29 protein-coding genes are annotated in these 25,110 nt (G+C 69.3%); 4 read left to right on the top strand and 25 right to left on the bottom strand.

Features of this window, described 5'->3' with window-relative positions:
- Window positions 1–146: 146 nt before the first annotated feature.
- Window positions 147–1,205, top strand: a complete 1,059-nt coding sequence (locus KIH31_RS09460) for a zinc-dependent alcohol dehydrogenase family protein (RefSeq protein WP_214426885.1) — start codon at window positions 147–149, stop codon at window positions 1,203–1,205.
- 94 nt (window positions 1,206–1,299) lie between these two features.
- On the opposite strand, the gene KIH31_RS09455 is transcribed toward KIH31_RS09460, so the two are convergent.
- From KIH31_RS09455 to KIH31_RS09435, 5 genes are read right to left on the bottom strand one after another with little or no spacing between them, the layout of a single operon-like run.
- Window positions 1,300–2,184, bottom strand: coding sequence for a DNA-3-methyladenine glycosylase (locus tag KIH31_RS09455; protein ID WP_214426884.1), 885 nt, complete (start codon window positions 2,182–2,184; stop codon window positions 1,300–1,302).
- The gene (locus tag KIH31_RS09450) at window positions 2,181–2,873 is read right to left on the bottom strand and encodes a M50 family metallopeptidase (RefSeq protein WP_214426883.1); all 693 of its coding nucleotides are present in this window, start codon (window positions 2,871–2,873) and stop codon (window positions 2,181–2,183) included. The genes KIH31_RS09455 and KIH31_RS09450 overlap by 4 nt, the downstream gene beginning before the upstream one ends.
- Window positions 2,874–2,925: 52 nt before the next feature.
- Entirely contained in the window at window positions 2,926–3,399 is a 474-nt protein-coding gene (locus KIH31_RS09445) for a mucin-associated surface protein (protein ID WP_214426882.1), read from the bottom strand.
- Window positions 3,396–4,610 (bottom strand): serine/threonine-protein kinase, encoded by a 1,215-nt coding sequence (locus KIH31_RS09440; RefSeq protein ID WP_307857603.1) that lies wholly within the window; start codon window positions 4,608–4,610, stop codon window positions 3,396–3,398. Before KIH31_RS09440 ends, KIH31_RS09445 begins: the two co-directional genes overlap by 4 nt.
- A gap of 10 nt (window positions 4,611–4,620) precedes the next feature.
- Window positions 4,621–5,328 carry an SOS response-associated peptidase gene (locus KIH31_RS09435; protein ID WP_214426881.1) on the bottom strand — a complete coding sequence of 236 codons (708 nt, stop codon included), beginning with the start codon at window positions 5,326–5,328 and terminating at the stop codon, window positions 4,621–4,623.
- A gap of 155 nt (window positions 5,329–5,483) precedes the next feature.
- Between KIH31_RS09435 and KIH31_RS09430 the strand changes: the two genes are divergently transcribed.
- Complete coding sequence (locus KIH31_RS09430; protein WP_214426880.1) at window positions 5,484–6,017, top strand: hypothetical protein; 534 nt, start codon at window positions 5,484–5,486, stop codon at window positions 6,015–6,017.
- Between the two features lie 187 nt (window positions 6,018–6,204).
- A complete protein-coding gene (locus KIH31_RS09425; protein WP_214426879.1) occupies window positions 6,205–6,540 on the top strand; it encodes a hypothetical protein in 336 nt (111 codons plus the stop codon).
- Between the two features lie 44 nt (window positions 6,541–6,584).
- On the opposite strand, the gene KIH31_RS09420 is transcribed toward KIH31_RS09425, so the two are convergent.
- The 4 genes from KIH31_RS09420 to KIH31_RS09405 form a co-directional block, all read right to left on the bottom strand.
- Window positions 6,585–8,132 (bottom strand): bifunctional diguanylate cyclase/phosphodiesterase, encoded by a 1,548-nt coding sequence (locus KIH31_RS09420; RefSeq protein ID WP_214426878.1) that lies wholly within the window; start codon window positions 8,130–8,132, stop codon window positions 6,585–6,587.
- Entirely contained in the window at window positions 8,122–8,580 is a 459-nt protein-coding gene (locus tag KIH31_RS09415) for a hypothetical protein (protein ID WP_214426877.1), read from the bottom strand. Before KIH31_RS09415 ends, KIH31_RS09420 begins: the two co-directional genes overlap by 11 nt.
- A gap of 177 nt (window positions 8,581–8,757) precedes the next feature.
- Entirely contained in the window at window positions 8,758–10,143 is a 1,386-nt protein-coding gene (locus tag KIH31_RS09410) for a glycosyltransferase (protein ID WP_214426876.1), read from the bottom strand.
- Entirely contained in the window at window positions 10,140–10,505 is a 366-nt protein-coding gene (locus KIH31_RS09405; protein WP_214426875.1) for a hypothetical protein, read from the bottom strand. The genes KIH31_RS09410 and KIH31_RS09405 overlap by 4 nt, the downstream gene beginning before the upstream one ends.
- 255 nt (window positions 10,506–10,760) lie before the next feature.
- On the opposite strand from KIH31_RS09405, the gene KIH31_RS09400 reads away from it, so the two are divergent.
- Window positions 10,761–12,602, top strand: a complete 1,842-nt coding sequence (locus KIH31_RS09400) for a bifunctional diguanylate cyclase/phosphodiesterase (protein ID WP_214426874.1) — start codon at window positions 10,761–10,763, stop codon at window positions 12,600–12,602.
- Between the two features lie 128 nt (window positions 12,603–12,730).
- On the opposite strand, the gene KIH31_RS09395 is transcribed toward KIH31_RS09400, so the two are convergent.
- From KIH31_RS09395 to KIH31_RS09320, 16 genes are all read right to left on the bottom strand, one after another.
- On the bottom strand, window positions 12,731–12,946 hold the full coding sequence (locus KIH31_RS09395) for a hypothetical protein (RefSeq protein ID WP_214426873.1): 216 nt from the start codon (window positions 12,944–12,946) through the stop codon (window positions 12,731–12,733).
- A 136-nt stretch (window positions 12,947–13,082) separates the two neighbouring features.
- Complete coding sequence (locus KIH31_RS09390; protein ID WP_214426872.1) at window positions 13,083–13,349, bottom strand: hypothetical protein; 267 nt, start codon at window positions 13,347–13,349, stop codon at window positions 13,083–13,085.
- Window positions 13,350–13,481: 132 nt separating this feature from the next.
- Window positions 13,482–14,390 (bottom strand): hypothetical protein, encoded by a 909-nt coding sequence (locus KIH31_RS09385; RefSeq protein WP_214426871.1) that lies wholly within the window; start codon window positions 14,388–14,390, stop codon window positions 13,482–13,484.
- A complete protein-coding gene (locus KIH31_RS09380; protein WP_214426870.1) occupies window positions 14,368–16,404 on the bottom strand; it encodes a flagellar biosynthesis protein FlhA in 2,037 nt (678 codons plus the stop codon). Before KIH31_RS09380 ends, KIH31_RS09385 begins: the two co-directional genes overlap by 23 nt.
- Window positions 16,404–17,504, bottom strand: coding sequence for a flagellar biosynthesis protein FlhB (locus KIH31_RS09375; protein ID WP_214426869.1), 1,101 nt, complete (start codon window positions 17,502–17,504; stop codon window positions 16,404–16,406). The genes KIH31_RS09380 and KIH31_RS09375 overlap by 1 nt, the downstream gene beginning before the upstream one ends.
- A complete protein-coding gene (locus KIH31_RS09370) occupies window positions 17,504–18,262 on the bottom strand; it encodes a flagellar biosynthetic protein FliR (RefSeq protein WP_214426868.1) in 759 nt (252 codons plus the stop codon). Before KIH31_RS09370 ends, KIH31_RS09375 begins: the two co-directional genes overlap by 1 nt.
- Window positions 18,263–18,264: 2 nt before the next feature.
- The gene (fliQ, locus tag KIH31_RS09365; protein ID WP_214426867.1) at window positions 18,265–18,540 is read right to left on the bottom strand and encodes a flagellar biosynthesis protein FliQ; all 276 of its coding nucleotides are present in this window, start codon (window positions 18,538–18,540) and stop codon (window positions 18,265–18,267) included.
- Window positions 18,540–19,385 carry a flagellar type III secretion system pore protein FliP gene (gene fliP, locus KIH31_RS09360; protein WP_307857602.1) on the bottom strand — a complete coding sequence of 282 codons (846 nt, stop codon included), beginning with the start codon at window positions 19,383–19,385 and terminating at the stop codon, window positions 18,540–18,542. The genes fliQ and fliP overlap by 1 nt, the downstream gene beginning before the upstream one ends.
- A complete protein-coding gene (locus KIH31_RS09355; protein WP_214426866.1) occupies window positions 19,382–19,885 on the bottom strand; it encodes a flagellar biosynthetic protein FliO in 504 nt (167 codons plus the stop codon). The genes fliP and KIH31_RS09355 overlap by 4 nt, the downstream gene beginning before the upstream one ends.
- On the bottom strand, window positions 19,886–20,602 hold the full coding sequence (fliN, locus tag KIH31_RS09350) for a flagellar motor switch protein FliN (RefSeq protein ID WP_214426865.1): 717 nt from the start codon (window positions 20,600–20,602) through the stop codon (window positions 19,886–19,888).
- Window positions 20,599–21,507 (bottom strand): flagellar motor switch protein FliM, encoded by a 909-nt coding sequence (locus KIH31_RS18400; protein ID WP_307857601.1) that lies wholly within the window; start codon window positions 21,505–21,507, stop codon window positions 20,599–20,601. Before KIH31_RS18400 ends, fliN begins: the two co-directional genes overlap by 4 nt.
- A gap of 43 nt (window positions 21,508–21,550) precedes the next feature.
- On the bottom strand, window positions 21,551–22,345 hold the full coding sequence (locus tag KIH31_RS09340; RefSeq protein ID WP_214426864.1) for a flagellar motor protein MotB: 795 nt from the start codon (window positions 22,343–22,345) through the stop codon (window positions 21,551–21,553).
- The gene (locus KIH31_RS09335) at window positions 22,342–23,157 is read right to left on the bottom strand and encodes a motility protein A (protein ID WP_214426863.1); all 816 of its coding nucleotides are present in this window, start codon (window positions 23,155–23,157) and stop codon (window positions 22,342–22,344) included. The genes KIH31_RS09340 and KIH31_RS09335 overlap by 4 nt, the downstream gene beginning before the upstream one ends.
- A gap of 3 nt (window positions 23,158–23,160) precedes the next feature.
- On the bottom strand, window positions 23,161–23,391 hold the full coding sequence (locus KIH31_RS09330) for a flagellar FlbD family protein (protein WP_214426862.1): 231 nt from the start codon (window positions 23,389–23,391) through the stop codon (window positions 23,161–23,163).
- 100 nt (window positions 23,392–23,491) lie between these two features.
- Window positions 23,492–24,652, bottom strand: coding sequence for a flagellar basal-body rod protein FlgF (gene flgF / locus KIH31_RS09325; protein WP_214426861.1), 1,161 nt, complete (start codon window positions 24,650–24,652; stop codon window positions 23,492–23,494).
- A 30-nt stretch (window positions 24,653–24,682) separates the two neighbouring features.
- Entirely contained in the window at window positions 24,683–25,099 is a 417-nt protein-coding gene (locus KIH31_RS09320; protein ID WP_214426860.1) for a flagellar hook assembly protein FlgD, read from the bottom strand.
- Window positions 25,100–25,110 lie beyond the last annotated feature (11 nt).

Genomic DNA, 25,110 nt, shown 5'->3' with positions numbered 1-25,110 from the left:
TCCGGGGGAAGTCCGGCGCTTCGTCCGGGAGGACCGGAGCCGCCTTGACACCGCGGCCCGGCCGTTCCTACTGTCAAAAGGCACCCCGGCCGCGCAAGCTCCGGCGCGTGCCCCTGAACTTCCACCACTGCTGCCGAGGAGGCACCATGCTGGCCACCATCATTCACGGTCCGGGCGACATCCGCGTCGAGGAACGCGAAGCACCCGAACTCAAGCTGCCCACCGACGCGATCGTCGAGGTTGCCGCCTCCTGTGTCTGCGGCTCCGATCTGTGGCCGTACCGCGGGATCGCCCCCGTCAAGCAGCCGCGTCCGATCGGGCACGAGTTCATCGGCCGGGTCACCGCCGTCGGCGATGAGGTCAGCACGCTCTCCGTGGGCGACTTCGTGATCGCCCCGTTCCTCGCCAGCGACGGAACCTGCCCGCAGTGCCGCAACGGCGTCACCGTTGCCTGCGACCACGTCACCGGCTGGGGCTCGACCGACGAGCACGGCTTCCCCGTCGACGGCGGGCAGGGCGAATACGTGCGGGTCCCCTTCGCCGACGGCACGCTGGTCAAGACTCCCGAGCAGCCGGACGAGAGCCTCTACCCGTCGCTGCTGACGCTCTCGGACGTCATGTGCACCGGCCACCACGCTGCGGTGGCAGCCCAGGCCGGCCCGGGCCGCACCGTCGTGGTGGTGGGCGACGGCGCCGTCGGGCTCTGCGGCGTCCTGGCCGCCAAGCGACTCGGAGCCGAGCGGATCATCGCCATGTCCCGGCACGAACCGCGCCAGAAGATCGCCCGCGAGTTCGGCGCCACGGACATCGTCGAAGAGCGCGGGGACGCCGGCATCGCCAAGGTCAAGGAACTGCTGGGCGGCGTCCTCGCCGACTCGGTGCTGGAGTGCGTGGGTACCAAGGAATCGATGGACCAGGCGCTGCGCTCGACCCGTCCCGGCGGCGCCCTCGGTTTCGTTGGTGTCCCGGCCGGCGGACCGGAACTCCCCGTGCGCTACCTGTTCGACACGAACATCACCGTCGGCGGCGGCATGGCTCCGGCGCGCAGCTACATTCCGGAGCTGCTCGAGGACGTGCTCGCGGGGAGGATCAACCCCGGGCTGGTCTTCGACGTCGAGCTGCCGCTGGACAAGGCGGCCGAGGCGTACAAGGCGATGGACGAGCGGACGGCCATCAAGGTCCTGCTGCGGCCCGACGCCAAGTAAGCGCCTTCCCCGCGCTTCGGGTCCTCGCGAGAGGCCAGTTGCGGCGGCCTGGGTTGTCCCAAGGCCGCCGCAGCTGGCCTCTCGCCGTTTCCGGCTACAGGTAGGCAGCGCCGGTCCACAGGTGGAACACTGCGTAGGCGCGGTACGGCTCCCACCGCGCTGCTGCCGCCAGCGCCTGCTTCGCCGTGGAAACACTGAGTGCGCGCTGCAGCACCAGGTCCCCCGACGGGTAGGCGTTGCGGTCACCCAGCGCCCGCAGCGCCAGATAATCCGCCGTCCACGGGCCGATTCCGGGCAGCGCGAGCAGCCGGCGCCGGATCTCGGCGTGGTCGCCCTCCGGGTCCAGCGCCAGCCCGTCGGCGCAGGCCTCGGCCAGGGCCTGAAGCGTCCGTGAGCGCGCATGCGTCAGCCCGATGGCCTTCTGCAGCTCCTCGGCTCCCGCCGCCGCAACGGCTTCCGGTGCCGGGAACGATATCAGGCCGTGCGGACCGGTTTCGCCATACGCTGCCGCGAGCCGACCGGCGAAGGTCCGGCAGGCGGCCAGCGACACCTGCTGGCCGAGCACCGTCACGGCGGCGGCTTCGAAGCCGTCCGGATAGCCAAGGATCCGCAGCCCGGGACGCGCCCGCACCAGGGGCCCCAGCAACGGGTCATCCCCGAACATGGCGTTCACCTCCGCCGTGTCAGTGTCCGTGTCCAGCCACTGCCGGCAGCGGGTCCGGAGCCAGCCGAGGGCTGCCGCATCGGCGCCCTCGACCGTCACCTCCACGGCTGCCGGGCGGCCGAAGGCTGCGGTGACTACGGCGGGGCCGCCGGGGGTGCGGACCAGCCGGGTGTGCGTCCCCGCAGCCGGATCCGTCCGCTCCACCTGCGGGATCGCATGGGCCCCCAACGCAGCCAGCAGCGGCACGGCGTCGTAGGCGCCCCTCGGAACCAGCGTGAAGGTCGTGCTGCCGCCGGCCGCGCCGGGCGCCTTCATGCGGCAACCAGGGTGAGCGCTGGCAGCGCAGCGGCGGCCGCGCCGAGCCAGGCGAGCGCGATGACGGCGCCGAAGAGCACGAGCCACACCGCGGCCGGCACGCCGGTGGAACGGGCCAGCAGGTAGGCGTCCGAGCTGGCCAGCTGGTGCCGCCGCCGCAGATGCACGCTAAGCAGGTTGAGCCAGTCCCGGACGGCACCCACCAGCAGCGCGATGCCAAGGACAAGAGTCAGGTGCCCAAGGAAGGCGTCCGGGGCAAACAGCACGAGTGCACCGGCGACGACGACGGCGGCCGCCAGGATCAGCAGGCCCTGCCAGTTCCGGATAAAGAGCACGGTGAGCACCAGCAGGATGCTGCCCGCGGACAGCGCCGCCGACGCCCACCCGTTGATGCCCGACCAGACCAGCGCCGCCCCGAGGAGCGCCGGGACCGGGTATCCCCAGAAGCCGGCCCACACCGCCTGGGCCCTGCCCGTGCTCGAGGTGGTGCCGGATTGGTCGAACCGCAGCTGGATCCCGGTGAGCAGCCGGCCGGTCATCAGGGCCGCGAAGGCGTGGCCGAGCTCGTGGACGATGGTCACGTAGAGACCGAAGTACCGCCAGCTTCCGCGCGGCACAGACAGGGCCGCCGCGGCGAGCAGGATGAGCACCACCTCCAGCGCCGTCACCGCGGGCGCCGGGCGGTGCATGAACCCGCCCAGCAGCCGGGCCCACCAGCTGCCGGGGATGTCAGGGAAAGCGTTAATGGTCCTTTTTCCCCTTGCCCTTCGAGTGGCTCCGGCCCTTGGCGGGGGCTGGCGGCAGGGGTGCCGGGGCGGCTGTTGGCGTCACGGCCGGCGCGACTGCCGGCGCCGGCGTCGGCGTCGGTGTCGGCGCAGTGGACGGCGACGGCGAGGCAGACGCCGCGGTCCTGGCTGCGCTGAGGTCGGCGCGGACGAGGGCCATCGCGGAACTGATCTGCTCCCGGCGCGCGGGCGTCAGCTTGCCGGCCGCGGCAGCTGCGTCGAGGTCCCGTCCCAGCTGGTCCAGGTCGGCGAGCGCGCCGGCATAGTTCTTGCCCGCGGCGTCCTTGCTGACCGCCAGGACGCGGGACTGCAGCTGCGAGGCTGCCGCGGCGTCCAGATCCGCCGGGGCGGAACAGGAAGCTAGCAGTGCCCCCGCGGCCAGCACCGCCGCCAGCACGCCCGTGCCTCGGGTCATGGACAGCCGGCTCACGGGGTCACGCTCCCCTGGAGATCCTTCAGGTGCTCGCCGAGCTGGCCGGGAACCGCCGGATAGGAAGGCGGGGCTGCGGGAACAGCGGGTTGGCGGGAAGCCAGTCCCACGATCACCAGCACGGCCACGACCAGCAGCACCGCGGCGGCCGCCAGCCAGAAGAGCCTGCGCCGGAACAAGGAAACCGCGCGCGCCCCGGCCGGCCGCAGACGCGCCCCGCCCGGCTGCCGGCGCGCCACGCCGAAGGGCGGCTGCGCCCCGGGAGCCCGGGTTTGCTCCCCGGTGGTGGCGGAACGGGGCGGCCGCTGCGGCAGGGCCGGAAGCGGGCGCGTCGCGGCGGAGGCAACGGGCAGCGCCGTTGTCGCGGCGCCGGCCGCGGCCTGCCGAAGGGCGGCGGCAGCCTCTGCCGCGGTGGGCCGGGCTGCCGGATCCTTGCGCGTCATTCGTGCCAGCAGTTCCGCCAGGCCCGGCTCGAGATTCTCCGGCACTGCCGGATCCCGCTGAAGCCGGGCCACCGTGGCGGCGATGGCATTGCCGGCGTATTCGACTTCGCCCTTGAGGCACTCAAGCAGCACCAAGCCCAGCGAGTACACGTCGCTGGCCGGAGTGAGGACGGCGCCCGTGGCCTGTTCGGGGCTGAGATAGCTCGCGGTGCCGATGGTGGTGCCGGTCGCGGTGAGCCGGGTCCCTTCGACGATCCGGGCCACGCCGAAGTCGGCGAGCTTGGCGCGCAGTGCCCCGCTGCCGTCGTCGAGCGATAGCAGCACGTTGGCTGGTTTCACGTCGCGGTGGATGACGCCCTTGCTGTGCACGTAGGCGAGAGCCTCGGCCACGTCGGCGCCGATGCTGCGCACCTCGGCTTCGCTCAGGGCCCCGCCGCGGATCTGTCTGCGCAGGTCGGTACCGTCCACCAGCTCCATCACGAGAAACGTCCGCGGCACGTCGGAGCCCTCTTCGTCGGTGCCGGCATCGAAGAGCGTGACCAGGCGCGGGTGGTTGAACGCTGCCAAAACCCGGATCTCCGCCTCCTGGCGGCGTCGCTCGTCGTCGTCGGCCAAATGCGGACGGAACAGTTTCAGTGCGACGTCCCTGCCGAGCGCCTCATCGGTCGCCCGGTGCACGGCCGCCATGCCGCCGCGGCCGACCAGGCCCTTGAGCCGGTACCGCCCCGCGACCAGCGCGCCGGCGTCCACCGCTGTCTCGTCTGTCACCCTCGGAATTCTAGGCCACCGCCTCGATGAGCTCCGGGCCGTTGTTGCGGACCGAATTCACCCGGTTGCTGACCTCGCGGGGAATCAGATGCGGCTCGGGCATGGCCGAGAGCAGGTGTTCGACGTCGGCCCGGGCGGTCAGGTCCGGGTCAAGCCAGTCCTCCTGCAGCGTGCGCGGCACAATGACCGGGCACCTGTCGTGGATGTGGCCCAGGCTGTCGGTGGCGTTCTGCGTGATGATCGTCGCGGTCATCAGCCACTTCTCCGGATCGTCCTCCGCCTTTGACGGGTCCGGCCAGAACTCGTAGAGCGCCGCGAAGGCGAGCAGCTCGTCCTCCGCGCCGGGATGCAGGTAGATCGGGGTCTTGCTGCCGCCGGGCCCCTTCTGCCATTCGTAGTAGCCGTTGGCGGGGATCAGGCCCCGGTGTCGCAGCGCAGCCTTGCGGAACATCGGCTTTTCGGTGACGGTCTCAATCCTGGCGTTGATGGCGCGCGCGCCGGCCTTCGGATCCTTCGCCCACGGGGGCACCAGGCCCCAGCGCGGCGTCTCGAGCATCCTGCCCGCCTCCGGCCGCTCCCTCCTCTCCCGCACCATGTTCACCGGGTCCGTCGGGGCGACGTTCCACGACGGCGGCAGCTCCTGCCCGTGCGCCTCCGTGATCTCGAAGGTGACCATCAGGTCCGCCCGCGACTGTTTCATTGCAAACCTTCCGCACATAGGGCCATTCTGCACGACCGCGCCCCAACGGCACAGCCGCAGGAACCCCGCCGGCGACCGGGTGTTCCCAGCTCGGCCCAAAGGAAGCTAAGCTTACTTACCACTAGCAGGACTGCTGCACTTCCGGGCCGCAGCGGCGCTCCGAAGGGGGATTCATGAGTATCGCAGAACGGGACATTCGGCCGTCGGCAGTGGCCGCGAAGGGCACCGGACGCGGTCACCGGATGCGCAGCTTGCGGGCGGCCGCCGTCTCCCGCCGGTTTTCGCAGCCGTCGGCAGCCAACGGGACGGGTCCCGGAGCCGCCGCAACCGCTGAGACTACCGAGCGGCACCTGCTCGTCCGCGGCCGGCACTACGCCAGGCACGCGTCCCAGATCGACGCGTTGCGCCAGCAGGGCCTATTGACCGAAGCCGTGGAACTGGCCCTGGAATGCGTGGAGGCCGCGGAACTGGATTCACTCGCCTCCGCCGGAGCCGCGCCCGCGCCCCCGCCGGCGCAGATCACCTGGCAGGCAGCCCAGGTCTTCCGCAGCTTGGGCAGGTACGACGCCGAGATCGCTGTCCTGGAGCGCTGGCTGCTGCAGGTGCCCGACGCCGAGAAGAGCAAGGACCACTGCGTCCGGCAAATCAGGTGGCGGCTCGCCCATGCCACCGAGCTGCGCCGGAGGCAGCTGTGGCACCTGCTCTGAGCCGGTACCGGACCGCCGCGGCGGCCGTGCACGGAGGAGCCGCGGCGGCCAGCAAGACAGAATGGCCGTTCTGCGCGTACGATCGGGGCAACGGGAACCCGGTTGCAAGCGAAGAAGCCGCTCGGCGCCGGACACCGCAATCATCGGAGACCACTGTGTCCATCTCCTCCCGCCGCAGCGTGCGGCCATGACCGATCTGCTTCACGACCCGGCGTCCGCGGACCACGCCGTTGGCTATTCTTCTTCCTGCGATCAGGCGCTCGCCCCTGCTTCGGTGCCATCTTTCTGCGCGGCGGACGTCCGTGCCCGCGAGGTGTGGCTCGCTGCCGCGGCGCTGGAAGGCGCCGACTTCCAGCGCGACCAGGCCCAGCGGCTGCTGGTCGACTGCCTGCAGGCGGCACTCACCTCCGGCAGCCGGCTGCAGGACCTCGCTGAAGCGTCCGGGCTCACCCCGGTGGAGATCCTGGCCGTGACCGGTTCCTCGGCCATGCTGCTCAGCCCTGAGCAGACCCGGCGCAGCTGACGGCGGCGGCCGGCCCGCGGGCCCGGATCGGCAGTCGGGTGTCGTCAAAGGCTCCAGTGCTGGTCCGCCGGGCTCCGACCCAGCAGGTCCAGGATGCCCTCAGCGGGCAGCGGACGGCTGAAATAGTAGCCTTGGGCGCTCTCCGCGCCCAGGCGCCGCAGCTCCTCCGCCTGGCTGCGGTTCTCGATCCCCTCGAAGACTGCTTCCAGGCGGCAGGCGCGCACCAGCTGCAGGATGGCCGTGAGGAACGCGCGCTGCTGGGGGTCCTGGGCCGGTTCGCCCAGCAGCGACCGGTCGATCTTGACCTTGTCGACAGGCAGGCGCCGCAGGTAGCTGATCGAGGAGTACCCGGTGCCGAAGTCGTCGATCTCCAGCCCGACCCCGAGCTGGCGCAGCCCCAGGATGGAATAACGGTCGAGTTCGGTGCCGCCGACGAACACCGATTCCGTCAGCTCGAGGATGAGGTTGGCCGGCTTGATCTCCGCGCTGCGCAGCGCCTTCCAGATGTCATCGACGAATTCAATGCTCTGCAGCTGGAACGGTGAAATATTGATGCGCACGGAGAACCTCTCGTCGAGCTCAAGCGCGTCCTTCCATCCCCTCAGCTGGGCCAACGCAGTGCCGATGACCCAGCGGCCGAGTTCGGCGACGACGCCGATTTCCTCCGCCACGGCGATGAACTCGTCCGGCATGATCAGCCCGCGGTCCGGGTGCTGCCAACGCACCAGCGCCTCCACCCCTTCGATGCGCCCCGTCGCCAGTTCAATGATGGGCTGGTAGTGCAGCACCAGCTGGTCCTCGCTGATGGCCCGCCGCAGTTCGACAGCAAGCATATTGCGCAGCTGCTGGGCGTGCAGCATGAAGGGCTCGAAGACCTTCACCTTGGCGCTGCCCTCGGCCTTGGCCGCGTACATCGCGACGTCCGCTTCCTGCAGGAGCTCCTGGGCGCTTTGCCCGCGTTCGGCCATTCGCAGCCCGATGCTGGCGCGGCAGACGATGTTGCGGTGCCCCACCTTGAGGCCACCGTTCAGGGCGTTGAGGATCCGCTCGCCCACGTTCATCGCCCCGGCGAGGGAGGCTCCGGGGATCAGGATGGCGAATTCGTCACCGCCCAGCCGCGCCACGACATCCGTTTCGCGGGCGCTTTCCCGCAGTCGTTCAGCGACGCCGGTGAGCACCTGGTCCCCGGCGCCGTGGCCATGGCTGTCATTGATGCCCTTGAACGAGTCGAGGTCGACCATCAGCAGCGCCGGCGGCGGTCCCCCTGCGGCCGCGGCCGCCAGCTCCCGGTCGATGGCGGCGAGCAGCGCGGCGCGGTTGGCCAGGGACGTTAGGGCGTCCGTCATGGCCATGCGCTCCATCTCGCGGTGGGCCTCCCGCAGCAGCGCCGTGCGCGATTCGACTCTCGCTTCCAGTTCCTCGTACACCAGCTGCAGGTCATCGGCGAGAAGGTTGATTCCGGTGATCACGGCGTCGATCTCATCGCGCGCGGCCGAAGGCTTCACCCGGCAGCGGAGGTCGCCGGCGGCGAGCCGGATGATGCCGTCGAGAAGTTCGCCCAGCCGGGGGTCGGACACCGAGTTACCGGGCACTCACGTGCACTTTCAGCCAGGCGCGGGCGTCGGCGTCGGAACTGAAGTAGCGCGCCGGGAAATTGGAGACCTTCTCGCCGAAGAGGAAGTGGCCGAGCACCCGGTCGACGGCGGTGCGGCCCCGCACCGCGCAAGCGGCAACACCCGTCATGGTCGCAGCGACGCGCCGGGCATCCCGGCTGATCGAGGCCACCCCTGTCACGTCCAGCAGCACGGCTGCGGGCGCTCCCGCGGTGAGCTCGAAGATTTCCACGGTGGCTTGGATGGCTTGGTCCTCGGTGATGTCGATGCCGGCAGGGAGGGTCACCTCAACGATCCCGTCCGCCGAGCGCGAAACGGCAATGCGCGCACTGTCCCGGGCGGCCGGGACGAGCCCTTCCAGCAACGGCGGGCAGCCGCCCGCTCCCTGTTCCCCCGGTGTGCCCGTGGCCAGCTCGGTAATCGCCATGCGCCTCACATCACCCCAGCATGCCGGCGTGTCCGTGTGAACGCCGGTCCGTTGCCTCCGGTCCGCATGAGTGGCGTGGACCGGAGCTTTCCGATAAATCTACATCTATTAACCCCTGAAAATGCAGTGCGCTGCCATTTCCTCCAGCATATGTCGTAAATAGCTGAGGGAAGGCCGTCATTTCCAGCGCCTGGCGCTTCCGGCCAGAAATTGGGAATATCCGACTAACGATGCGCTGGAGCACAGCGCCTGATAAGCGAGCAAAAACCCGAGGTAACCGAACCGGTTTTTCCTTACACTCAGCCCGAGCGGGCCGAATACCTTGCGGGACTGATAATGCCGCAGGGCACCGTAAACGATGAGGGTGACAGGCAGGACACTAAGCGTCCAGACCGAGACGACCGCCGGAATTCCGATCAGGAACAGCGCCAACCCCGGCAGCCACACCAGCACGTATCCGATATCCAGCAGCGGTATCAGCAGATCGAGTCCGGCCACGAACTTCGTCAGGCCGCGGGCCTGCCGCCACGGCGGCACCGCCCGGATGCCTTCGAACATCCCCCGGGCCCACCGCGCGCGCTGGCGGAAGAAATGCCGTGTCCGCGACGGTGCGTCCGTGAAGGCCACGGCCGTCGGCTCGAACACCACACGGTTCCCGCCCTCCATCAGGCGCCAGGTGACGACGATGTCCTCACCAATGGCGTCGGGCCAGCCACCGATGCGAAGCAACTCTGCTGTTCGGTATACGGAGAACGCCCCCTGGGCCACCAGCGTGCTCTGGTAGAGACCCTGCATGCGCTTCACCCCGGCGATCCCCAGGTAGTAGTCCCATTCCTGCATGCGGGTCAGCAGGTTAGTGCGCGAGTTGCGTACGAGAACCGAACCGGCGACGGCGACAGTGTCCGGCAGGCTGGACTCAAGCCGGGAAATCAGCCGCTGCAGCGCCTCCCGGTGCAGGATCGTGTCCGCGTCCACCGTGATCACGTAGGGCGTGGTGACGTACGCCAGCGCCGCGTTCAGCGCATTGGACTTGCCGGGCTTCTCCTCGCGCACCACCCGCAACGGCACACCGGCGTCGGCGGCCGCTTCAAGAGCCCGCTGCGACGTGGCGTCCGTGGATCCGTTGTCGGCCAGGATGATGGCCACGGAACCGGAGTAGTGCGCGCCGGCGACGCCGCGAACGGTGGCCGCGATGCCCGCTTCCTCATTGCGGGCCGCAATGACGACGGTCATTGCGGTCACCGGGTCCTCGACCGCCAGCGGTGGCTGCCGGTCGAGGACCAGGGACATGGTCATCAACGCCACGATGAAGCCGGGCAGGTAGGCCGCCAAAGCCACCACCGTCCAGGCGGCCGCCGGACCAATATGGGGTGCCAGGTCCGCGACCCAAGGCAGCGAGATCCACACCGACACGCCGGTCCAGGCCAGCGCGAACAGCACGGAGAGCACCAACTTGGCGCTCACCCCGAGGTAGAACCGGCGCCGGCCCTTCCCGGGAACCGCACCTTCCACGGGAACCGCACTGGCCGCACCGACGGTCCCCGACGCCGTCCCGGCGCTCACTGCCGGCCCCCGGCCAGATCCCGGAGGCGGGCGAGGGTTTGGTCCCCGCAGTGCCGGAGCCGGCACAGGCTCTCGCGCGCCGCGGGGACGCTGTTGCCGCTGAGCAGATCTTCGAGGTCCGCCGCACGGCTTGCCAGTTCCGCCGCACCGATCATCTGGCTGGCCGCCCGCAGGCTCAGCAGGGCGTCCATGCCGCCTTCGGCGTCACCAGCATCTGCGGCGGCGCTGATCCGGTGAAAGCGCTGGCCCCACAAACCGGCAAAACTGGCGGCGAAATCCGCCACGGCGCCGGCGCCGACGTGCGCCTCGAGCCCGCGCATAACCCGAATATCCACGAGCGGCGGGGCGGTGATGCGCATCATTCTTCTTTCCACGGGCAATTCGACGGTGGAACGGGGGCGTTAACTGGAGGCCCCTTTCCTCATTTAGATCCTGCCGGTGGCACTTCAGGCTTTCCGCGGCTTCACCTCAAGTTCGGGGCAAAGTCAGGAAAAACTTTGTTCGGCCTATATGATTCGGAGCGGGTTTATGTCCCCGCGGCCACGCAGTGTGCCGCCGGGGCACGGCGCGGGGCCGGGACCCTAGGAAAGGACTGGCCGCGGCGTGACCGTGAACCGATGAAGACACTGGCGGCGCGCACACGCACACGGGGGCAAGCGGAAAAGGCCGGCCTTGGCGCGCTGCAACTGGTGCGGCCCCGGCCCGTGCGCGGGTTCCACCCCAGCACTTTGGATGCCTCCCGCGGACACGCGGCCCTGACCACCGCCCTCATGCTGGTGCTGGGGGGATCCTGCATCGGCCTGTCGACTTTCCTTCCTGCCGGTCCTTTTGATGCGCGCAGTGTCGGCACCATCCGGCTGCTGTCGCTGACGGCGGTCCTCGCCGGCCTGCTCGCCGCACTCCTGCGGTCGCGGTTCAACCGGATGAGCCACCACCTGCTCCTGTTGCTGGCCTCTGGACTGATCCTGGCCAGCGTCGTCGCCGCCGGGAGCGCCTCAGCGGCCCTGCCGATGGCTTCCCTGTTCATCGTGGTAACCCTTCACGCGTTCTACCTGCTGCCCGCCCGGCAGGCCGTCATCTATCCGGCGATTTCACTGGTCCTGGGCGGCTGGGCGCTCTGGTCCAATCCCGGGGTGGGGGCCAGCCAGCTCTGGATCCGTTCAGGCGTCGGCGCGTCCGTTGCCTTCATCGCGTGGTGGCTGGTCCGGGGGGCGGCTGCGGCCGAGCAGGACCACCTGACGAAGCTGCCCAACCGGCGGGGGTTCGAACGCCTGCTTGGCGAACAGATGCTCAGGCATGCTGCGAACGGGCAGCTCTGCGTGGGCCTGCTCGATCTTGCTTCCGCCGGCCGCAACCCAGCCAGCTACGGCGGCACCGAGGGACGCGAAAACTTCGTCCGCGCCGTGGACCGCTGGAGACGGTCCCTGCCGGCGTCAATAGTCCTCGCGCACCTCGGCGGCTCCGAGTTCGCCCTGCTGGCCCCGCGCCGGTCCACCGAACAGGTCGCGGCAATGCTGGCGAAGGTCAACAGGACGGAAGCGCCGAACATGGTGTGCACCGCCGGGCTGACAATGCTGGAAGCACCCGAGGGGAGCGAGGACATCCTGCGCCGCGCCGGGGGCGCGCTGCACCTGGCCCGCCGCGCCGGCCACGGCGAGATCCGCAGCCACGCCCTCGCCTACGCGTCAGTGACGAACGTCCGGCGGTCCCTGGAACGGGACGAGTTCAGCATCGTCTACCAGCCGATCGTCGACGTGCGCACCACCACGGTGGTGGGCGCCGAGGCGCTGGTGCGCTGGAACCACGGCCTGCGCGGCTCCATCGCGCCGTCCGAGTTCATTCCGCAGGCGGAACTGGAAGGTTCCATCGAGGAACTGGGCCGGTGGATCATGCACCAGGCCGTCAAGGAGGCTGCCGCCTGGGATGCCGGAGAGGACGCCGGCCGGCAGCGCTACGTCAGCGTCAACGTCTCCGGGCGCGAACTGCGCGACCCGGGCTACACCACGATGGTGCTTGGAGCCCTGCAGCGCTACCGGTTGCCCCCCTCCCGGCTGCGCCTGGAAGTGCTCGAGAGTGAGTACGGGGCCGCGTCGGAGACTTTCCGAAGCACCGTCAGGGAGCTCAAGGGCGCCGGGGTGCGCATCGCCGTTGACGATTTCGGTGTCGGATACTCGAGCCTGGACCGCATCACGAGCGTGCAGGCAGACATCCTCAAGATCGACCGCAGCTTCATCGCCGGGATCGGCCACGAGGACGACACCGCGCCGCTGCCTGCGACCATCATTGCGCTCGGCAGGTCGCTGCTGCTCGACGTCGTCGCCGAGGGCGTCGAGACCGTTCAGCAGGCCGAGTGGCTCAAGCGCCGGCGCTGCTACTTCGCGCAGGGCTTCCTGTATTCGCAGCCGGCACGGGCGGCGGATTTCGCGGAGATCTGCGCGCGCATCGAGGCCGGCGTCTGACCTGGCTGGCCAGGAACCGGCGGAAGCGGGCATTTTTTTGGGGAGGACCGCCGGTCCTCCCCATTCGTTTTCAACTTCTTTGTTTGTCGACCTGCCGGATGTGCTCCGGCTTCAGCGTGCTGGCCGGATCAGGCGGCGAGCGCCGGGGCGGAGTAGCTATTCTGCAGCCGCAGCAGTGCGGCCTTGGCGCCGGCGATGTGGCGGCGTGCTTCGGCGACGGCGTCGATCGGATCGTAGGCGGTGCAGGTCTCATCGAAGAGCCAGTCCGAACGGAGCCGCTCCTGGGCCTTCTCCAGCATGAAGAAAGCCTTGTCGCACACGTTCTCGAACTCCACTGCGGTCATTACCCCGAACCTTTCCGTCCTGCCGGTTTTTCCTGCTACAGCGATTCTGTCCAACCAACTGCGGGGTTGCCTGCAGTTGTCTGCAGGATTTCCTTAAGTTCTCCGGCGGTTCCTCAAGTCCGCGGCGCAGGGCGCTTCACCGCGTTCTGGCCGGGTGCGGATCGTTGCGCTGGACCTTGAAGCAGCCGCCGTTGTGGGTGCCCAGGTCAATGAACCCGCCGTCGTCGAGGAGCTGGATGGTGAACCGACTCGCATCCATCCGGCCGGCCACGAATTCATGGATCCGGGTTCGGGCGGCCAGCGGACCGGACGACGGCATCCGCAGGTCCGGGACGTTCCAGTCGCTGCCGATGTGCGTGAAGGACACCAGCAGGGAGCCGGCGTGCCTGTCCTGATGGTTCATGAGCTTCCCCCTGCGTCGCCCGGGATTGTTCCCGTGGAGGAATAGTGCATCGCCGCGCGCAAGATTCACCGACTGAAAGGGCAAGCCTTCCTCAAGACGGCGCGCCGCAGCCGCAATTCTGCTCGAAATTCGCTAGAGCGCGGGCCGGGTGGCGGGCCTTCCGTCGACCCACCCGATGGGCAGGTCAAGGTCGTTGACCGACTGCGGCGTGAGTGTGTTCTGGCTGCCCAGCACCGCGAGCGCGTCCGCGCGCGCTGCCCAGCCGACCTTCCGGACCCAGATGACCGTGTCCGTCGGCTTGCGGGTCGCGTCGACTGCCAGCCATACCTGGTCCGCCTGCAGGTCCGTCAGCGCGGAGGCCTGCAGGCCGCCGTCGGCGGCCAGGCCGAACGCCACGAAGACCGGTTCCCCGGAGAGCACGCCCGCCGCGCGGGCAGCGGTCAGCCCCGTGCGGCTGACCAGGTGCTCGACGCCCGGTACCCGGTAGGACCCGGCGGTGCACACTGCGGCGGACCCGCGGGCATCCGCCATGCTGCGCGCAGTCGCCAGGGCGTCCGCACCGATGCCCACCACCATGACGGCGTCGCCGGCCGCGCCGAGCGGCACCGGGACCGCTCCCGCGGGTGCCGGGTCCTGTCGGGTGGTGCTGGTCAGGCTGTCCAGCACGGCCGCGAAGTCGCCGGACTCCGTGGAGACCTTCGGGCGGGACACCTCGTGCATCGCTGCCTCGGCGTCGTCGGCCTCCCGCAGCAGGGCGGCCACCCCGGCCCGGTCCGGGATCCGGTGCGCTGCCGAGCGCCGCCCGCGGCGGGTGTCGGGCTGCTGCGCACCGGACTCCTGCGTACCGGTCGCCTGCCGGGGTGCCGGGGTGTCCGGGATTTCAACAGTGATCTCAAAGAAATGGCGCGCAAGGAAACCGGCGATGCCGCCCTCGGTGACTTTCTCCGCCGCCACGATGCGCGACCCGCTCGGGTAGTCGTTGAAGACCTTCCATTCGAGGCCTTCGAGCGTCTCGCCCCTAAGCTGAAATCTGGTCGGCACTTCGCACTACTCCTACCGTCTCGATCGGCACATTGGCTGCTGTCGCTTCCTGGTAGGAGAGCACCGGCAGGCCCCCGGTCTGGGCGGACACGAGCCGCCGGATGGCAGGCCGCAGCGCCGGAGCGCAGACCAGGACAGCATTGCGGCCGGCGGTCTCCGCCGTCGCCACCGCCTCCTTGAGCGAGGACAGCACTGCTTCGATCCGCGTCGCGTCCATGACGATCTGGGTGCCGCTTTCCCCCGGCCGCAGCCCCTCGAGCATTGACTGCTCCAGCAGCGGGTCGATCATGATGATGTTCAGGTTCTCCCCGTCCAGATGACGGACCGCCAGGGCCGGTCCAAGCGCCGCGCGGGCCGCCTCGATCAGGCCCTCCGGATCGGTCGAGACCTTCCCGCGCAGGGTTAGCGCCTCGTAGATGCGCGGCAAGTCGTTGATCGGAACCTGTTCGGCGAGCAGGCCCTGGAGGACCCGCTGCACCTCGGCGAGGGTGAGCACGCCGGGAATGAGTTCCTCGACGGCGGAGGGACTGAGCTCCTTGACGCCGTCCGTGAGTACCCTGACATCCTCGCGGGTGAGCAGCCGCGAGGCGTTGTCGGTGACGATGCTGGACAGGTGGGTGATGAGCACCGAGACGCGGTCAATGACGGTGGCACCGGTGATCTCGGCGCTGTGCCGCATCTCCGCCGGGATCCACTTGCCGGCCAGGCCGAACACCGGCTCCACCGTGGGCGTGCCGGGCAGCGTCTCCAGCGATCCGCCCAGCGCCAGCACCTTGCCTGCGGGCGCGGTGCCGCGGCCCGCCTCCACTCCGGCGATCCGGATCGCGTAGGTGGACGCCGGCAGCTCGATGCTGTCGCGCGTGCGCACCGGCGGGATCACGACGCCGAGTTCCATGGCGATCTTGTGCCGCAGCGACCGCACCCGTCCCAGCAGGTCGTCGGCGGCGTCGGAGACGATGTCCACCAGGTCCGGCGCCAGCTGGATCTCCAGGGCGTGCACCCGCATCTGCTCCATCAGCTCCTCCACCGGGTCCCGCTCCGGCGCCGGCACGGCGGCCGCGTCGGCCACGGCTTTGGCTTCGGTGGCCTTGATCCGGCGGGAGGCGATGATCAGGCCGATGCCGATCAGGATGAACGGCAGCGGGGGCATGCCCGGGATCATCGCCATCACGATGGCGGCGATGCCGGCGATCAGCAGCGCGGTGCGGGACTGGGACAGCTGCGCGGACGCCGTCGTGCCCATGTCCGAGGAGGCGTTGGAGCGGGTGACGATCATGCCGGTGGAAACGGCCATCAGCAGCGCCGGGATCTGGGTGACCAGGCCGTCGCCGATCGTGAGGATGCTGTAGGTGTTCAGCGCGTCGGTGATCGAGAGCCCGCGCTGGAGCATCCCGATGCCGATGCCGCCCACGATGTTGATCGCGATGATGACGATGCCGGCGATCGCGTCGCCCTTGACGAACTTCGAGGCACCGTCCATCGCGCCGTAGAAGTCCGCCTCCGAGGAGACCTCGGCACGCCGCTCCTTGGCCTGCGTGTCGGTGATCAGGCCGGCATTCAGGTCCGCATCGATGGCCATCTGCTTGCCCGGCATCGCGTCCAGAGTGAACCGGGCCCCGACTTCGGCGACGCGCTCCGCGCCCTTGGTGACGACGACGAACTGGATCACCACCAGGATCAGGAAGATCACCGCACCGATGATCAGCGACCCGCTCACCGCCACCTGTCCGAATGCGTTGATGACGGCGCCCGCGTGCGCCTGGCCCAGCACCAGGCGGGTGGAGGCGACGTTGAGCCCGAGGCGGAAGAGAGTCGCGATGAGCAGCAGCGACGGGAACACCGAGAAGTCCAGCGGCTTCTGCACGAACATCGTGGTCAGCAGCGTGACCAGGGCCAGCAGGATGTTGATGATGATCAGCACGTCCAGCAGCGGCGCCGGGATCGGCACGATCAGCAGCAGGAGGATGCCGACGACGCCGACGGGTACGGCCAGCTTGGAGAGGTTGCGGTTCACTAGGCTGCCTCGGAGTTCAGGAAGGAGGTGGGCATGGTTTCAACGCGCTTGGTGCGGCGGCCGCGGGACGTCAGCGCGATCACGAAGGCCAGCACACGGGCCACCGCCGTGTAGAGCTCGACGGGGATCTCCTGGCCGATCTCGCAGGCGGCGTGCAGCGCCCGGGCGAGCGGGACGTCGCGCACCATCGGCACGCCCTTGGCGTCCGCTTCCTCGCGGATGCGCGCCGCGATCGTGCCGGCGCCCTTGGCCACCACGCGGGGCGCGGACTTTCCCGGCTCGTATTTCAGTGCGACGGCCAGGTGCGTCGGGTTCAGCAGCACGACGTCGGCGCCGGCGACGGCGGCAATCATCCTGTTCCGGCTCATCGCCAGCTGCCGGGAGCGGCGCTGGGACTTGATCAGCGGATCACCCTCGGTGTTCTTGGACTCGTCCTTGACTTCCTTCTTCGTCATCCGGGTCTTCTTCCGGTTGCGGCGGATGACGACGAAGACATCCACAGCAGCGAGGCCGAGTCCGGCGAACACCGCGAACTGCACGAGCGAGGACACTCCCCCGCCGGCTTCGGCCAGCAGGGAGGACACCGGAAGGCTCCCGCCGCCGAGGAGCACCGGCATCAGGCCCTGGATCACCGAGTAGAGCACCAGCGCCACCACCCCGGTCTTCAGCAGCGACTTCGCGCCCTGCCACAGGGCCTGGGTGCCGAAGGTGCGCTTGACCCCGGTGAGCAGGTTGAACTGTTCGAAGTGGCCTTTGAATTTCTTGGGGTGGATGTCGCCCTGGATCGCCGAGCCGCCCACCACGGCCAGGGCCACCACGGCCAGCAGCGGCGCCACCGTCCCGGCCAGGGATCCCAGCCCGGTGGCGAGCGCCTGCAGCGCGCGGGCAGGGTCCGGGTTGGCGATCACGGAGCGGACGGTGAGCAGCTGGTCCGTGGCCGCCGAGGACGCGGAGGCGATCGTGGATGGCAGCATCAGGGCGGCAGCCCCGACGCCCAGCCACGCAGTGACATCCTGGGACTTGCTGAGCTCACCCTTCGCACGGACGTCCTTCATCCGCTTCTGGGTGCCGGCTTCGGTCCGTTCCTGTGAGTCGGCCATCAGCGCACCCCCGTCAGCAGCGCGCCCGCCTGTTCGGCGAGGGACGCCACCACCCGCGGCAGGGCGGTGAAGGCAATCCCGCCGAGGGCGAGGGTGAGCATGATCTTCAGCGGGAAGCCCAGCTGGAAGGCGTTCAGCGCGGGGGCGACACGGGTGAGCAGGCCCAGCCCGACGTCGGCGAGGAAGAGCACCACCAGCAGCGGTCCGGCGATCTGGATCGAGGCCAGGAACATGCCCGTCACCGCGCTGACCATGGTGTGCGCCGGCACGGTGAGGTCCAGGCCGCCGCCGAGCGGCAGGGCCGTGAAGGTCCGGGTGAGGCCGCCGAGGACCAGCTGGTACCCGTCGGAGGCGAAGAGCAGCACCAGCGCGGTCATCTGGAACAGGCGCGTGAACTGGGCGCCGTTGATCATGCCCTGCGGGTCGAACGCCTGCGCCATCTGGAACCCGCCGAACAGGTCGATGAGCGAGCCGGCGGACTGCACCGCTGCGAAGACCAGGTAGACGAGGAAGCCCAGCGCGGCGCCGGCCACAATCTCCAGGATCAGCGACAGCACGAAGCCGCCAAGGTCCTGCGACTTGTAGCCGTGGGTGACCACCGGGGAAACAGCCAGCGCCAGGCCGACCCCGAGGATGCCCTTGATCTGCAGCGGGATGGCGTTGTGCGAGAACGGCGGGGCGATGACCAAGAAGGCCACCATGCGCACTCCGGCGAGCATCACCGCCTCCAACCAGGCCTGGTCCAGGGGGATGTTCATGCTCAGGCCCCGCTCAGCAGGGACGGGATCTTCTGGAACAGGGCGTTCGTGAAGTCCACCATTTCGCTGATCATCCAGTGGCCGGTGATCAGCAGCACGATCGCGACGGCGGCGGCCTTGGGCACGAAGGAGAGCGTGACCTCCTGGATTTGGGTAATGGACTGGATCAGCGAGATGGCGAACCCGACCACGAGGGCCGTGATGAGCACCGGCGCGGCGAGCTTCGCGGCGGTGAGGAGGGCCAGCAGGCCGATGTCCATGAGCGCGTTGGTGTTCATCAGCCGCCCTTGTAGCTCTGAATCAGGGAGGTGATCACCAGGCCCCAGCCGTCCACCAGGACGAACAGCAGGATCTTGAACGGCAGCGAGACCATCACCGGCGGGAGCATCATCATGCCCATCGACATCAGCGCGGAGGAGACCACGATGTCGATGATGAGGAACGGGATGAAGATGACGAAGCCGATGATGAAGGCCGCGCGCAGCTCGGAGATCATGAACGACGGGATCAGCGTGGTCAACGGGACCGACGCCACGTCCTTGGGGTTCGGCATGCCCGCCGAGCGGGTCATCAGGGCGATGTCCTCCTGCCGCGTGTGCGCGGCCATGAAGGCCTGCAGCGGCTTGGAGGCGGCCTGCACCGCGGCGTTGAAGTCGATGTGCCCGTTCAGGTAGGGCTGGACGGCGTGGGTGTTCACGTCCCCCAGCACCGGGCCCATGATGAAGAAGGTCAGGAACAGGGCCAGGCCGGCGAGCACCTGGTTCGGCGGGATGTTCGGCAGCGCCAGCGCGTTGCGGGTCATGGCCAGCACCACGAAGATCTTGGTGAACGAGGTGAGCATCAGCAGCAGCGCGGGCGCCACCGAGAGCAGCGTGATGCCGATCAGGGTCACCACCGCGGAGGAGGGCTTGCCGTCCGCGCCGTTGATCTGCAGGTTCAGTCCGCCGGCGGGTGCGGTGGCGGGGGCGGTGGGAACGGCCGGGCCGGTCGGCGCCGTCGGACCGAGAGGGTCCGCGTGGCCCGCGGCGGAGGTGAGCAGCAGGATCGCGGCGGCGGCGAGCAGGGCCAGCAGCGCCAGGACGGCGAAGTGCGCCGCCCGGTGCAGCGGGGCGTGCGTCTTCACCCGCGCAGTCCCTTCCGCAGCGCCTCGCCCGCCTGCTTCCAGGTCGCCGGGGACAGGATGGATCCGTCCAGCGGTGCGGCCGGGGAGCCGTGCCGGGGTGCGGGGCGGTGCCGCAGGGCGGCGCGGGTGCCCTCGGCTGCGGCGTCGCCGCCCTCCCCTGCACGCTCGCGCACGGTCGTCCTTCCCGCCAGCGCCTTGGCGAACGCGACGGCGGAGGGCTCGGGCACCGCTTCGAGCACCCGGGCCGGTGCCGGGGCGTCTTCGGTGTGCAGCACGTTCACGGACTGTTCGGTGACGCCGAGCAGGAACCGCTTGCCGCCGGAGTCGACGACGACGATGGACGCCTTCTGGCCGACCCCGCGCCGGGAGACGACGGTCAGCGGGTCCCCGGGCCGTGAGCCGCGCTGGGCCCGGGTGACGCGCCGCTGGACGATCCAGAGCACAGCGACCACCGCGCCCAGCGACAGCAGGACGCGGACCGCGAGCAGGAAGGTATCCATTTAGCCGACGCCTTCGACGACGTCGAGGATCTTCGTGATGCGCACCGCGTAGTCCTGGTCGACGACAACGACCTCGCCGTGGGCGATCAGCCGGCCGTTGAGCAGCACGTCCGCCGGGGCGCCGGCGGAGCGGTCGAGTTCGATCACTCCGCCGGGCTCCAGGTCGAGCACGTCCCGCACCGAGAGCCGGGTGTGCCCGATCGCGACCGTCAGCGCCATTTCCACGTTGTGGATGCGGCTGAGCTTGCCGGAGGCCAGCGAGGACATCCCCGCCGCGGACGGCGAGGACCCCTTGACGGTGCCCTGCTCCCGGATCCGCAACGCGAACCAGCCGGCCGTCGACCCGGCCGAGATGAGCTCGAAGACGACGGTGCCCGGGTCGTTGAAGAGGGCGAAGGCGTCCTCGGTGCGGGACTCGCCCAGCACGCCGGCGCCGAGCACGGCGGCCGCCGCCTCCAGCGCGGGGCGCAGCACGTCGGCGGAGGAGACCAGCGGCGAATCGGTCCCGGCGGCCGCGCTGAGCACCGTGGTGTCGACCAGGGCGACGGCGAGATCGGCCGAGAGCGCGCCCACGAACGTGGCGGTGACGGCCTGGCCGACCTTGCCGGCCACGGAGGCCCGGTCCGCGAGCACGGCGCTGCCGAACGGGACCGGCGTCGGCAGCTGCTCGGTGAGCGCGCTGACGGCGGAGTTGTGCAGGGCGGTGTTGGTGCTCATCGGGTCTTCTCCTCGGTGGTGACAATGACGGCGGCCAGCCGCGAACCGTTGGTTCCGGCCGAAGCCTGGGCCAGGCGGTGGCCGTCCACGGTGACGTCGAACGGGTGGTGGGTCGGGTGCGGCAGCGCCAGCACGTCACCCACGGCCAGGTTCAGGATCTCTGCCGGCTTCACGACGGCCGGCGTGAGCTGCAGGGATACGTCGACCGGGACGCTGCCGAGCTGTTCCCTGATCAGATGCTTCGCGTCCGCGGCGCTGGCGGTGCTGTTGGCCGGGCCCAGCTGCGGCATCAGCACCTCTGCCGGGACGGCGATGGTCGCATCGGCGGCCGCCTCGCCGACGGTGACGGTGAAGGTGGCCACGATCATCAGGTCCGACGGGGCGGCGGCCTGGGCGAACTGGGAGTTGTACTGGATCGCGCCGACGCTCACCGCCCGGGAGAGCAGGGAGCCGAAGGAGTAGCGCAGGTCCTCCAGCGCGTCCTCCATCAGGCGGCGCACGAGCCCCTGCTCGATCGGCGTGAAGGGCCTGTCCGGCACGGGCTGGCCGCTGTGCCCGCCGAGCATGTTCACCACGAGGGTCAGCGCGGCCGGGATGGGGAACTGGATGACGCCCTTGGCGTCCAGCCCGTCCACCGTGCACAGGACCATCGCGGTCGTGGAGGGCAGCGAGGCTGCGTAGTCGTCGTAGGTCTGCATCAGGACCTGCTCGGAGGTGACCTGGGTCTTGACCCGGACCTTGGCGGTGAGCTGGGTGCCCCACTGGCGGGCGAAGGTTTCGAACGCCATTTCCAGGACACGGCTGTGCTCGCGGGCCAGGGTGGTGGGGCGGCTGAAGTCGTAGACCTCGACCGAGCGCTGCGGCTTGGCGGCCGACGCGGCCGGCACACCGGGAATTACTGTCACAACAGCCACTTTCGGTTACTGACGGATTGCTGGGGGCGAACGGCTAGCTGCCGCTCTTGAGGACCTGGGGTATCAGGGCGCGGATCCTGTCCGGCTGGCCGGAGAGGATGACGACGTCGACGCGGCGGTTCTCCTCGTGCTCGGCCTCGGTGCGGTCCTGGTTGACCAGCCGCGCCGAGCCGTAGCCGATAGCGCCGATGCGCGGGCCTGCCACGCCGCCGCGTTCGACCAGATAGCGCAGCACCGCCGTCGCCCGCGCCGAGGACAGTTCCCAGGTCGAGGGGTAGGACGTGATCAGGTTGGCGGCGTGGCCCTCGACCGTGATCTGTTCCGGAATCGGGGCGATCACCGGCGAGATGGCGGCGAGGATGCTGTTCGTCTGCGGGGTGAGCACGGGGCTGTCCGGCTGGAAGTAGGACTTCGAGCCCACCAGCTTGGCGGTCAGGCCGCGCTGGTCGATGACGAACTGCACGGTGCCGGCGAGGCCCTTGGCGGAGAGGTTCTTCGCCATCTTGTCCCGCAGGGCGGTGAGTTTATCGGCTTCCTTCTTGGCCAGCTGCAGGTCGTTGAAGCCTTCTTTGTCCTGGTTGGCCTGCTCCGGCGGCACCACCACGCCCTTCGCGGTGTCGATCTTGCCGACGTTCACCGCCCCGAACCCGGTGGCCAGCGAGTTCTTCAGCTGCTGGTACTTGGTCTGGTCCACCGTGGACATGGCGTACAGCACGATGAACATGCACATCAGCACGGTGACCATGTCCATGTACGAGGCCATCCAGCGCTCGTCGACGTGGTGCTCCTCGAGCTTGGCCCGGCTCCGGCGGCGGGGCCGGGCGCTCATGCCGCGGCCTCCAGCGGGACGGCCGGTGCTTCCTTGGCGTCCTTGCCCTTCGTGCCGGTCTTGAGCTTGTTCGCCGGCACCATGGCCTTGAGCCGTTCGCGCAGCAGCAGCGGCTGGCTTCCGGCCTGGACGGCCAGCACGCCCTCCATCAGCAGCACCATCCGGTCCACCTCGAGGTCGGAGATCTTCGCGATCCGGTCCCCGATCGGCAGCCACATGAAGTTCGCCGAAAGCAGGCCCCAGAGCGTGGCCACGAAGGCGCTGGCAATCATCGGCCCGAGCTCGGCCGGGTTGGAGAGGTTTTCCAGCACGTGCGTCAGGGACACCACGGTGCCGATGATGCCGACAGTCGGGGCGTAGCCGCCGAGGGACTTGAAGAACTTCGAGGAGGTGTGGTCCGACTTGGTGCGGGAGGCGATTTCGTCCTCGAGCATCATCCGCAGTTCCTCGCCGTCAGTGCCGTCGGCGATGTTCTGCAGGGCCCCGCGCAGGAAGGGGTCCTTGCTTTCCTGCGCGTCCGCTTCCAGGGCCAGCAGCCCCTCGCTGCGGGCCTTCTCCGCGAGCGAGACGATCTGGTCAATGCTCTCCTGCGGCGAGGTGGTCCTGCCCTTGATGGCGACCGGCACGGCTTTGAACGCCTCGATGACGTCCTTGAGCGTGGACCCCGCGATGCCGACGGCGATGGTCGCGCCGAACACGAGCACCATCGGCGGCGGCAGCAGGATGGTGGCGACGCTGGAACCCTCGAGCGTGATCATCCCGAAGAGGGCGCCGAACGCGAGGAGGATTCCGATGATTGTTGCTGGATCCATGGCTTACTTTCTGGGGGCCAGCCGGACAGCTGGGTCGCTCTGGTGACGGGCCAAACCGATCACATAGGCACGGTAGCGGGCGATCCGCTCGATCACTTCCTCCATGGTCTCGGCCACGATGTACGTCGAGCCGTCGGCCAGGTGGAGGGTGGTGTCCGGGCTGGCGTGGATGCGCTCGATGAGGTCGGGGTTGATCGCAAACTCTCTGCGGTCCAACCGGGTCACAACGATCATCAAGACATCCTTGGTCAAGGGACGGCCACAGTTTGGCCGTCTCCCTCCACTGTCGGCAGCCCCGGCCGCTTCGTTAGCTGCCGGGGGCTGCCGGAATCAGCTAGCGCTTCAGGTCCACGAGCTCCTGGAGCACCTGGTCCGAGGTGGTGATGATGCGGGCGTTCGCCTGGAAACCGCGCTGGGCCACGATGAGGTTGGTGAACTCCTGGGACAGGTCCACATTGGACATTTCCAGCGAGCCCGCGTTGATCTCGCCGAACCCGGCAGCACCGGCGGTCCCCAGCACGGGGGCGCCCGAGTCGGCGCTCACGCGGTACTCGGAATCGCCGGCCTTCTCCAGGCCGCCCGGGTTGGTGAACTTCGCCATCGCGAGCTGGGCCACGGCCTGCTTGGCGCCGTTGCTGAAGGAGCCCATGATGGTGCCGTCCTTGGCAACGCTGAAGGACTCCAGGGTGCCTGCCGCGCGGCCGTCCTGGCTGTCGATCGACACCGAGGTCATGCCGGTGAAGCCTGTCACCTTGGAAAGGTCGACGTTGACGCCGCCGGTGGTGAGGGATCCCCCGCCGGTCAGGGCGCCGTTGGTGAAGGTCAGGGAGGTGCTTGCGCCGTCCTTGCCGGCCACGTCCCACCCGGTGGCGGTTCGGGTGAAGGTCAGGTCCAGGCCGGTGGCGTTGCCGCTGCCGTCGTAGATGTTGATCTGCCGGTCCAGCACCGCTCCGGCGGCCGCGTCCGCGGGCACGTTGCCCGAGACGGTGGCGCGGGTGGTGGCCCTGGCCGGCGAGACGGCGGTGGAGGACACCGAAAGGCTTCCCACCGGGCCGCCGGTCTGCACCACACCGTTCACGGCGGTCCAGCCCTGCAGGACCGCGCCGTCGGGCGTGACCAGCTGGCCGTTGGCGTCCAGGTTGAAGTCCCCTGCGCGGGTGTAGAGCTGCTGGCCGCCGACGTTGACGGTGAAGAAGCCGTCACCGGAGATCATCAGGTCGGTGGCCTTGCCGGTGGCCTGCGCGGAGCCCTGGTTGAAGTTGGTCACGATGCCGGCAACCTGGACACCGAGGCCGACCTGGGCCGGGTTGGTGCCGCCTGAGTTCCCGGTCGGCGCGCCGGCGCCCTTGGTGAGCTGGGACAGCGTGTCCTCGAACTGCACGGAGGAGGATTTGAAGCCGGCCGTGTTGACGTTGGCAATGTTGTTGCCGGTCACGTCGAGCATGGTCTGGTGCGAGCGGAGGCCGGAGATGCCGGAGTACAGGGAGCGGAGCATGGTGCTGCCTTTCGGTGGGCGGGACGGAGGTTACTGGTGGACGCCGGTGAGGGCGTCGAGTGCGATGCTGGTGCCGTTGACGGTGACCTGCGGGGTGGATCCCGCGTAGGAGACCGACGTGGCGGTGCCGGTGGCGGCGGCGCCGTCCGGCCCGGTGTAGCTGACGGTTTTGCCGATGAGCGCTGCGGCGGCGGAGCGCATCTGCAGGGAGAAGTCCTGGGTGGAGGTGGCGGACAGGTCGGTGAGTTTCTGCATTTCGGCCAGCTGGGTTGTCTGCCCGATCATCGCGTTCGTGTCCATCGGCGAGGACGGGTCCTGGTTCTTCAGCTGCGTGACCAGCAGGTTCATGAACATGTTCCCGTCCATCACCTGCTTCGGGGCCGTGGTGGGCGCCGTGGAGGTCAGGCCGGCGGCGGGGGTGGTTGATTCAACCGGGGTAATGGTCATGGGTGCGTCCT

Origin of the sequence: Paenarthrobacter sp. DKR-5, assembly GCF_018531425.1 — a bacterium.
Taxonomy (GTDB): Bacteria; Actinomycetota; Actinomycetes; order Actinomycetales; family Micrococcaceae; genus DKR-5.
This window is presented reverse-complemented; position numbering and strand designations above follow the sequence as displayed.

Coding starts and splice junctions, on each gene's coding strand:
- KIH31_RS09460 (WP_214426885.1), top strand. CDS start 147: ATGCTGGCCACCATCATTCACGGTCCGGGCGACATCCGCGTCGAGGAA.
- KIH31_RS09455 (WP_214426884.1), bottom strand. CDS start 2,184: ATGAAGGCGCCCGGCGCGGCCGGCGGCAGCACGACCTTCACGCTGGTT.
- KIH31_RS09450 (WP_214426883.1), bottom strand. CDS start 2,873: ATGCACCGCCCGGCGCCCGCGGTGACGGCGCTGGAGGTGGTGCTCATC.
- KIH31_RS09435 (WP_214426881.1), bottom strand. CDS start 5,328: ATGTGCGGAAGGTTTGCAATGAAACAGTCGCGGGCGGACCTGATGGTC.
- KIH31_RS09430 (WP_214426880.1), top strand. CDS start 5,484: ATGAGTATCGCAGAACGGGACATTCGGCCGTCGGCAGTGGCCGCGAAG.
- KIH31_RS09425 (WP_214426879.1), top strand. CDS start 6,205: ATGACCGATCTGCTTCACGACCCGGCGTCCGCGGACCACGCCGTTGGC.
- KIH31_RS09415 (WP_214426877.1), bottom strand. CDS start 8,580: ATGGCGATTACCGAGCTGGCCACGGGCACACCGGGGGAACAGGGAGCG.
- KIH31_RS09405 (WP_214426875.1), bottom strand. CDS start 10,505: ATGATGCGCATCACCGCCCCGCCGCTCGTGGATATTCGGGTTATGCGC.
- KIH31_RS09400 (WP_214426874.1), top strand. CDS start 10,761: ATGAAGACACTGGCGGCGCGCACACGCACACGGGGGCAAGCGGAAAAG.
- KIH31_RS09395 (WP_214426873.1), bottom strand. CDS start 12,946: ATGACCGCAGTGGAGTTCGAGAACGTGTGCGACAAGGCTTTCTTCATG.
- KIH31_RS09390 (WP_214426872.1), bottom strand. CDS start 13,349: ATGAACCATCAGGACAGGCACGCCGGCTCCCTGCTGGTGTCCTTCACG.
- KIH31_RS09375 (WP_214426869.1), bottom strand. CDS start 17,504: ATGGCCGACTCACAGGAACGGACCGAAGCCGGCACCCAGAAGCGGATG.
- KIH31_RS09370 (WP_214426868.1), bottom strand. CDS start 18,262: ATGAACATCCCCCTGGACCAGGCCTGGTTGGAGGCGGTGATGCTCGCC.
- fliQ (WP_214426867.1), bottom strand. CDS start 18,540: ATGAACACCAACGCGCTCATGGACATCGGCCTGCTGGCCCTCCTCACC.
- KIH31_RS09355 (WP_214426866.1), bottom strand. CDS start 19,885: ATGGATACCTTCCTGCTCGCGGTCCGCGTCCTGCTGTCGCTGGGCGCG.
- fliN (WP_214426865.1), bottom strand. CDS start 20,602: ATGAGCACCAACACCGCCCTGCACAACTCCGCCGTCAGCGCGCTCACC.
- KIH31_RS09340 (WP_214426864.1), bottom strand. CDS start 22,345: ATGAGCGCCCGGCCCCGCCGCCGGAGCCGGGCCAAGCTCGAGGAGCAC.
- KIH31_RS09335 (WP_214426863.1), bottom strand. CDS start 23,157: ATGGATCCAGCAACAATCATCGGAATCCTCCTCGCGTTCGGCGCCCTC.
- KIH31_RS09330 (WP_214426862.1), bottom strand. CDS start 23,391: ATGATCGTTGTGACCCGGTTGGACCGCAGAGAGTTTGCGATCAACCCC.
- flgF (WP_214426861.1), bottom strand. CDS start 24,652: ATGCTCCGCTCCCTGTACTCCGGCATCTCCGGCCTCCGCTCGCACCAG.
- KIH31_RS09320 (WP_214426860.1), bottom strand. CDS start 25,099: ATGACCATTACCCCGGTTGAATCAACCACCCCCGCCGCCGGCCTGACC.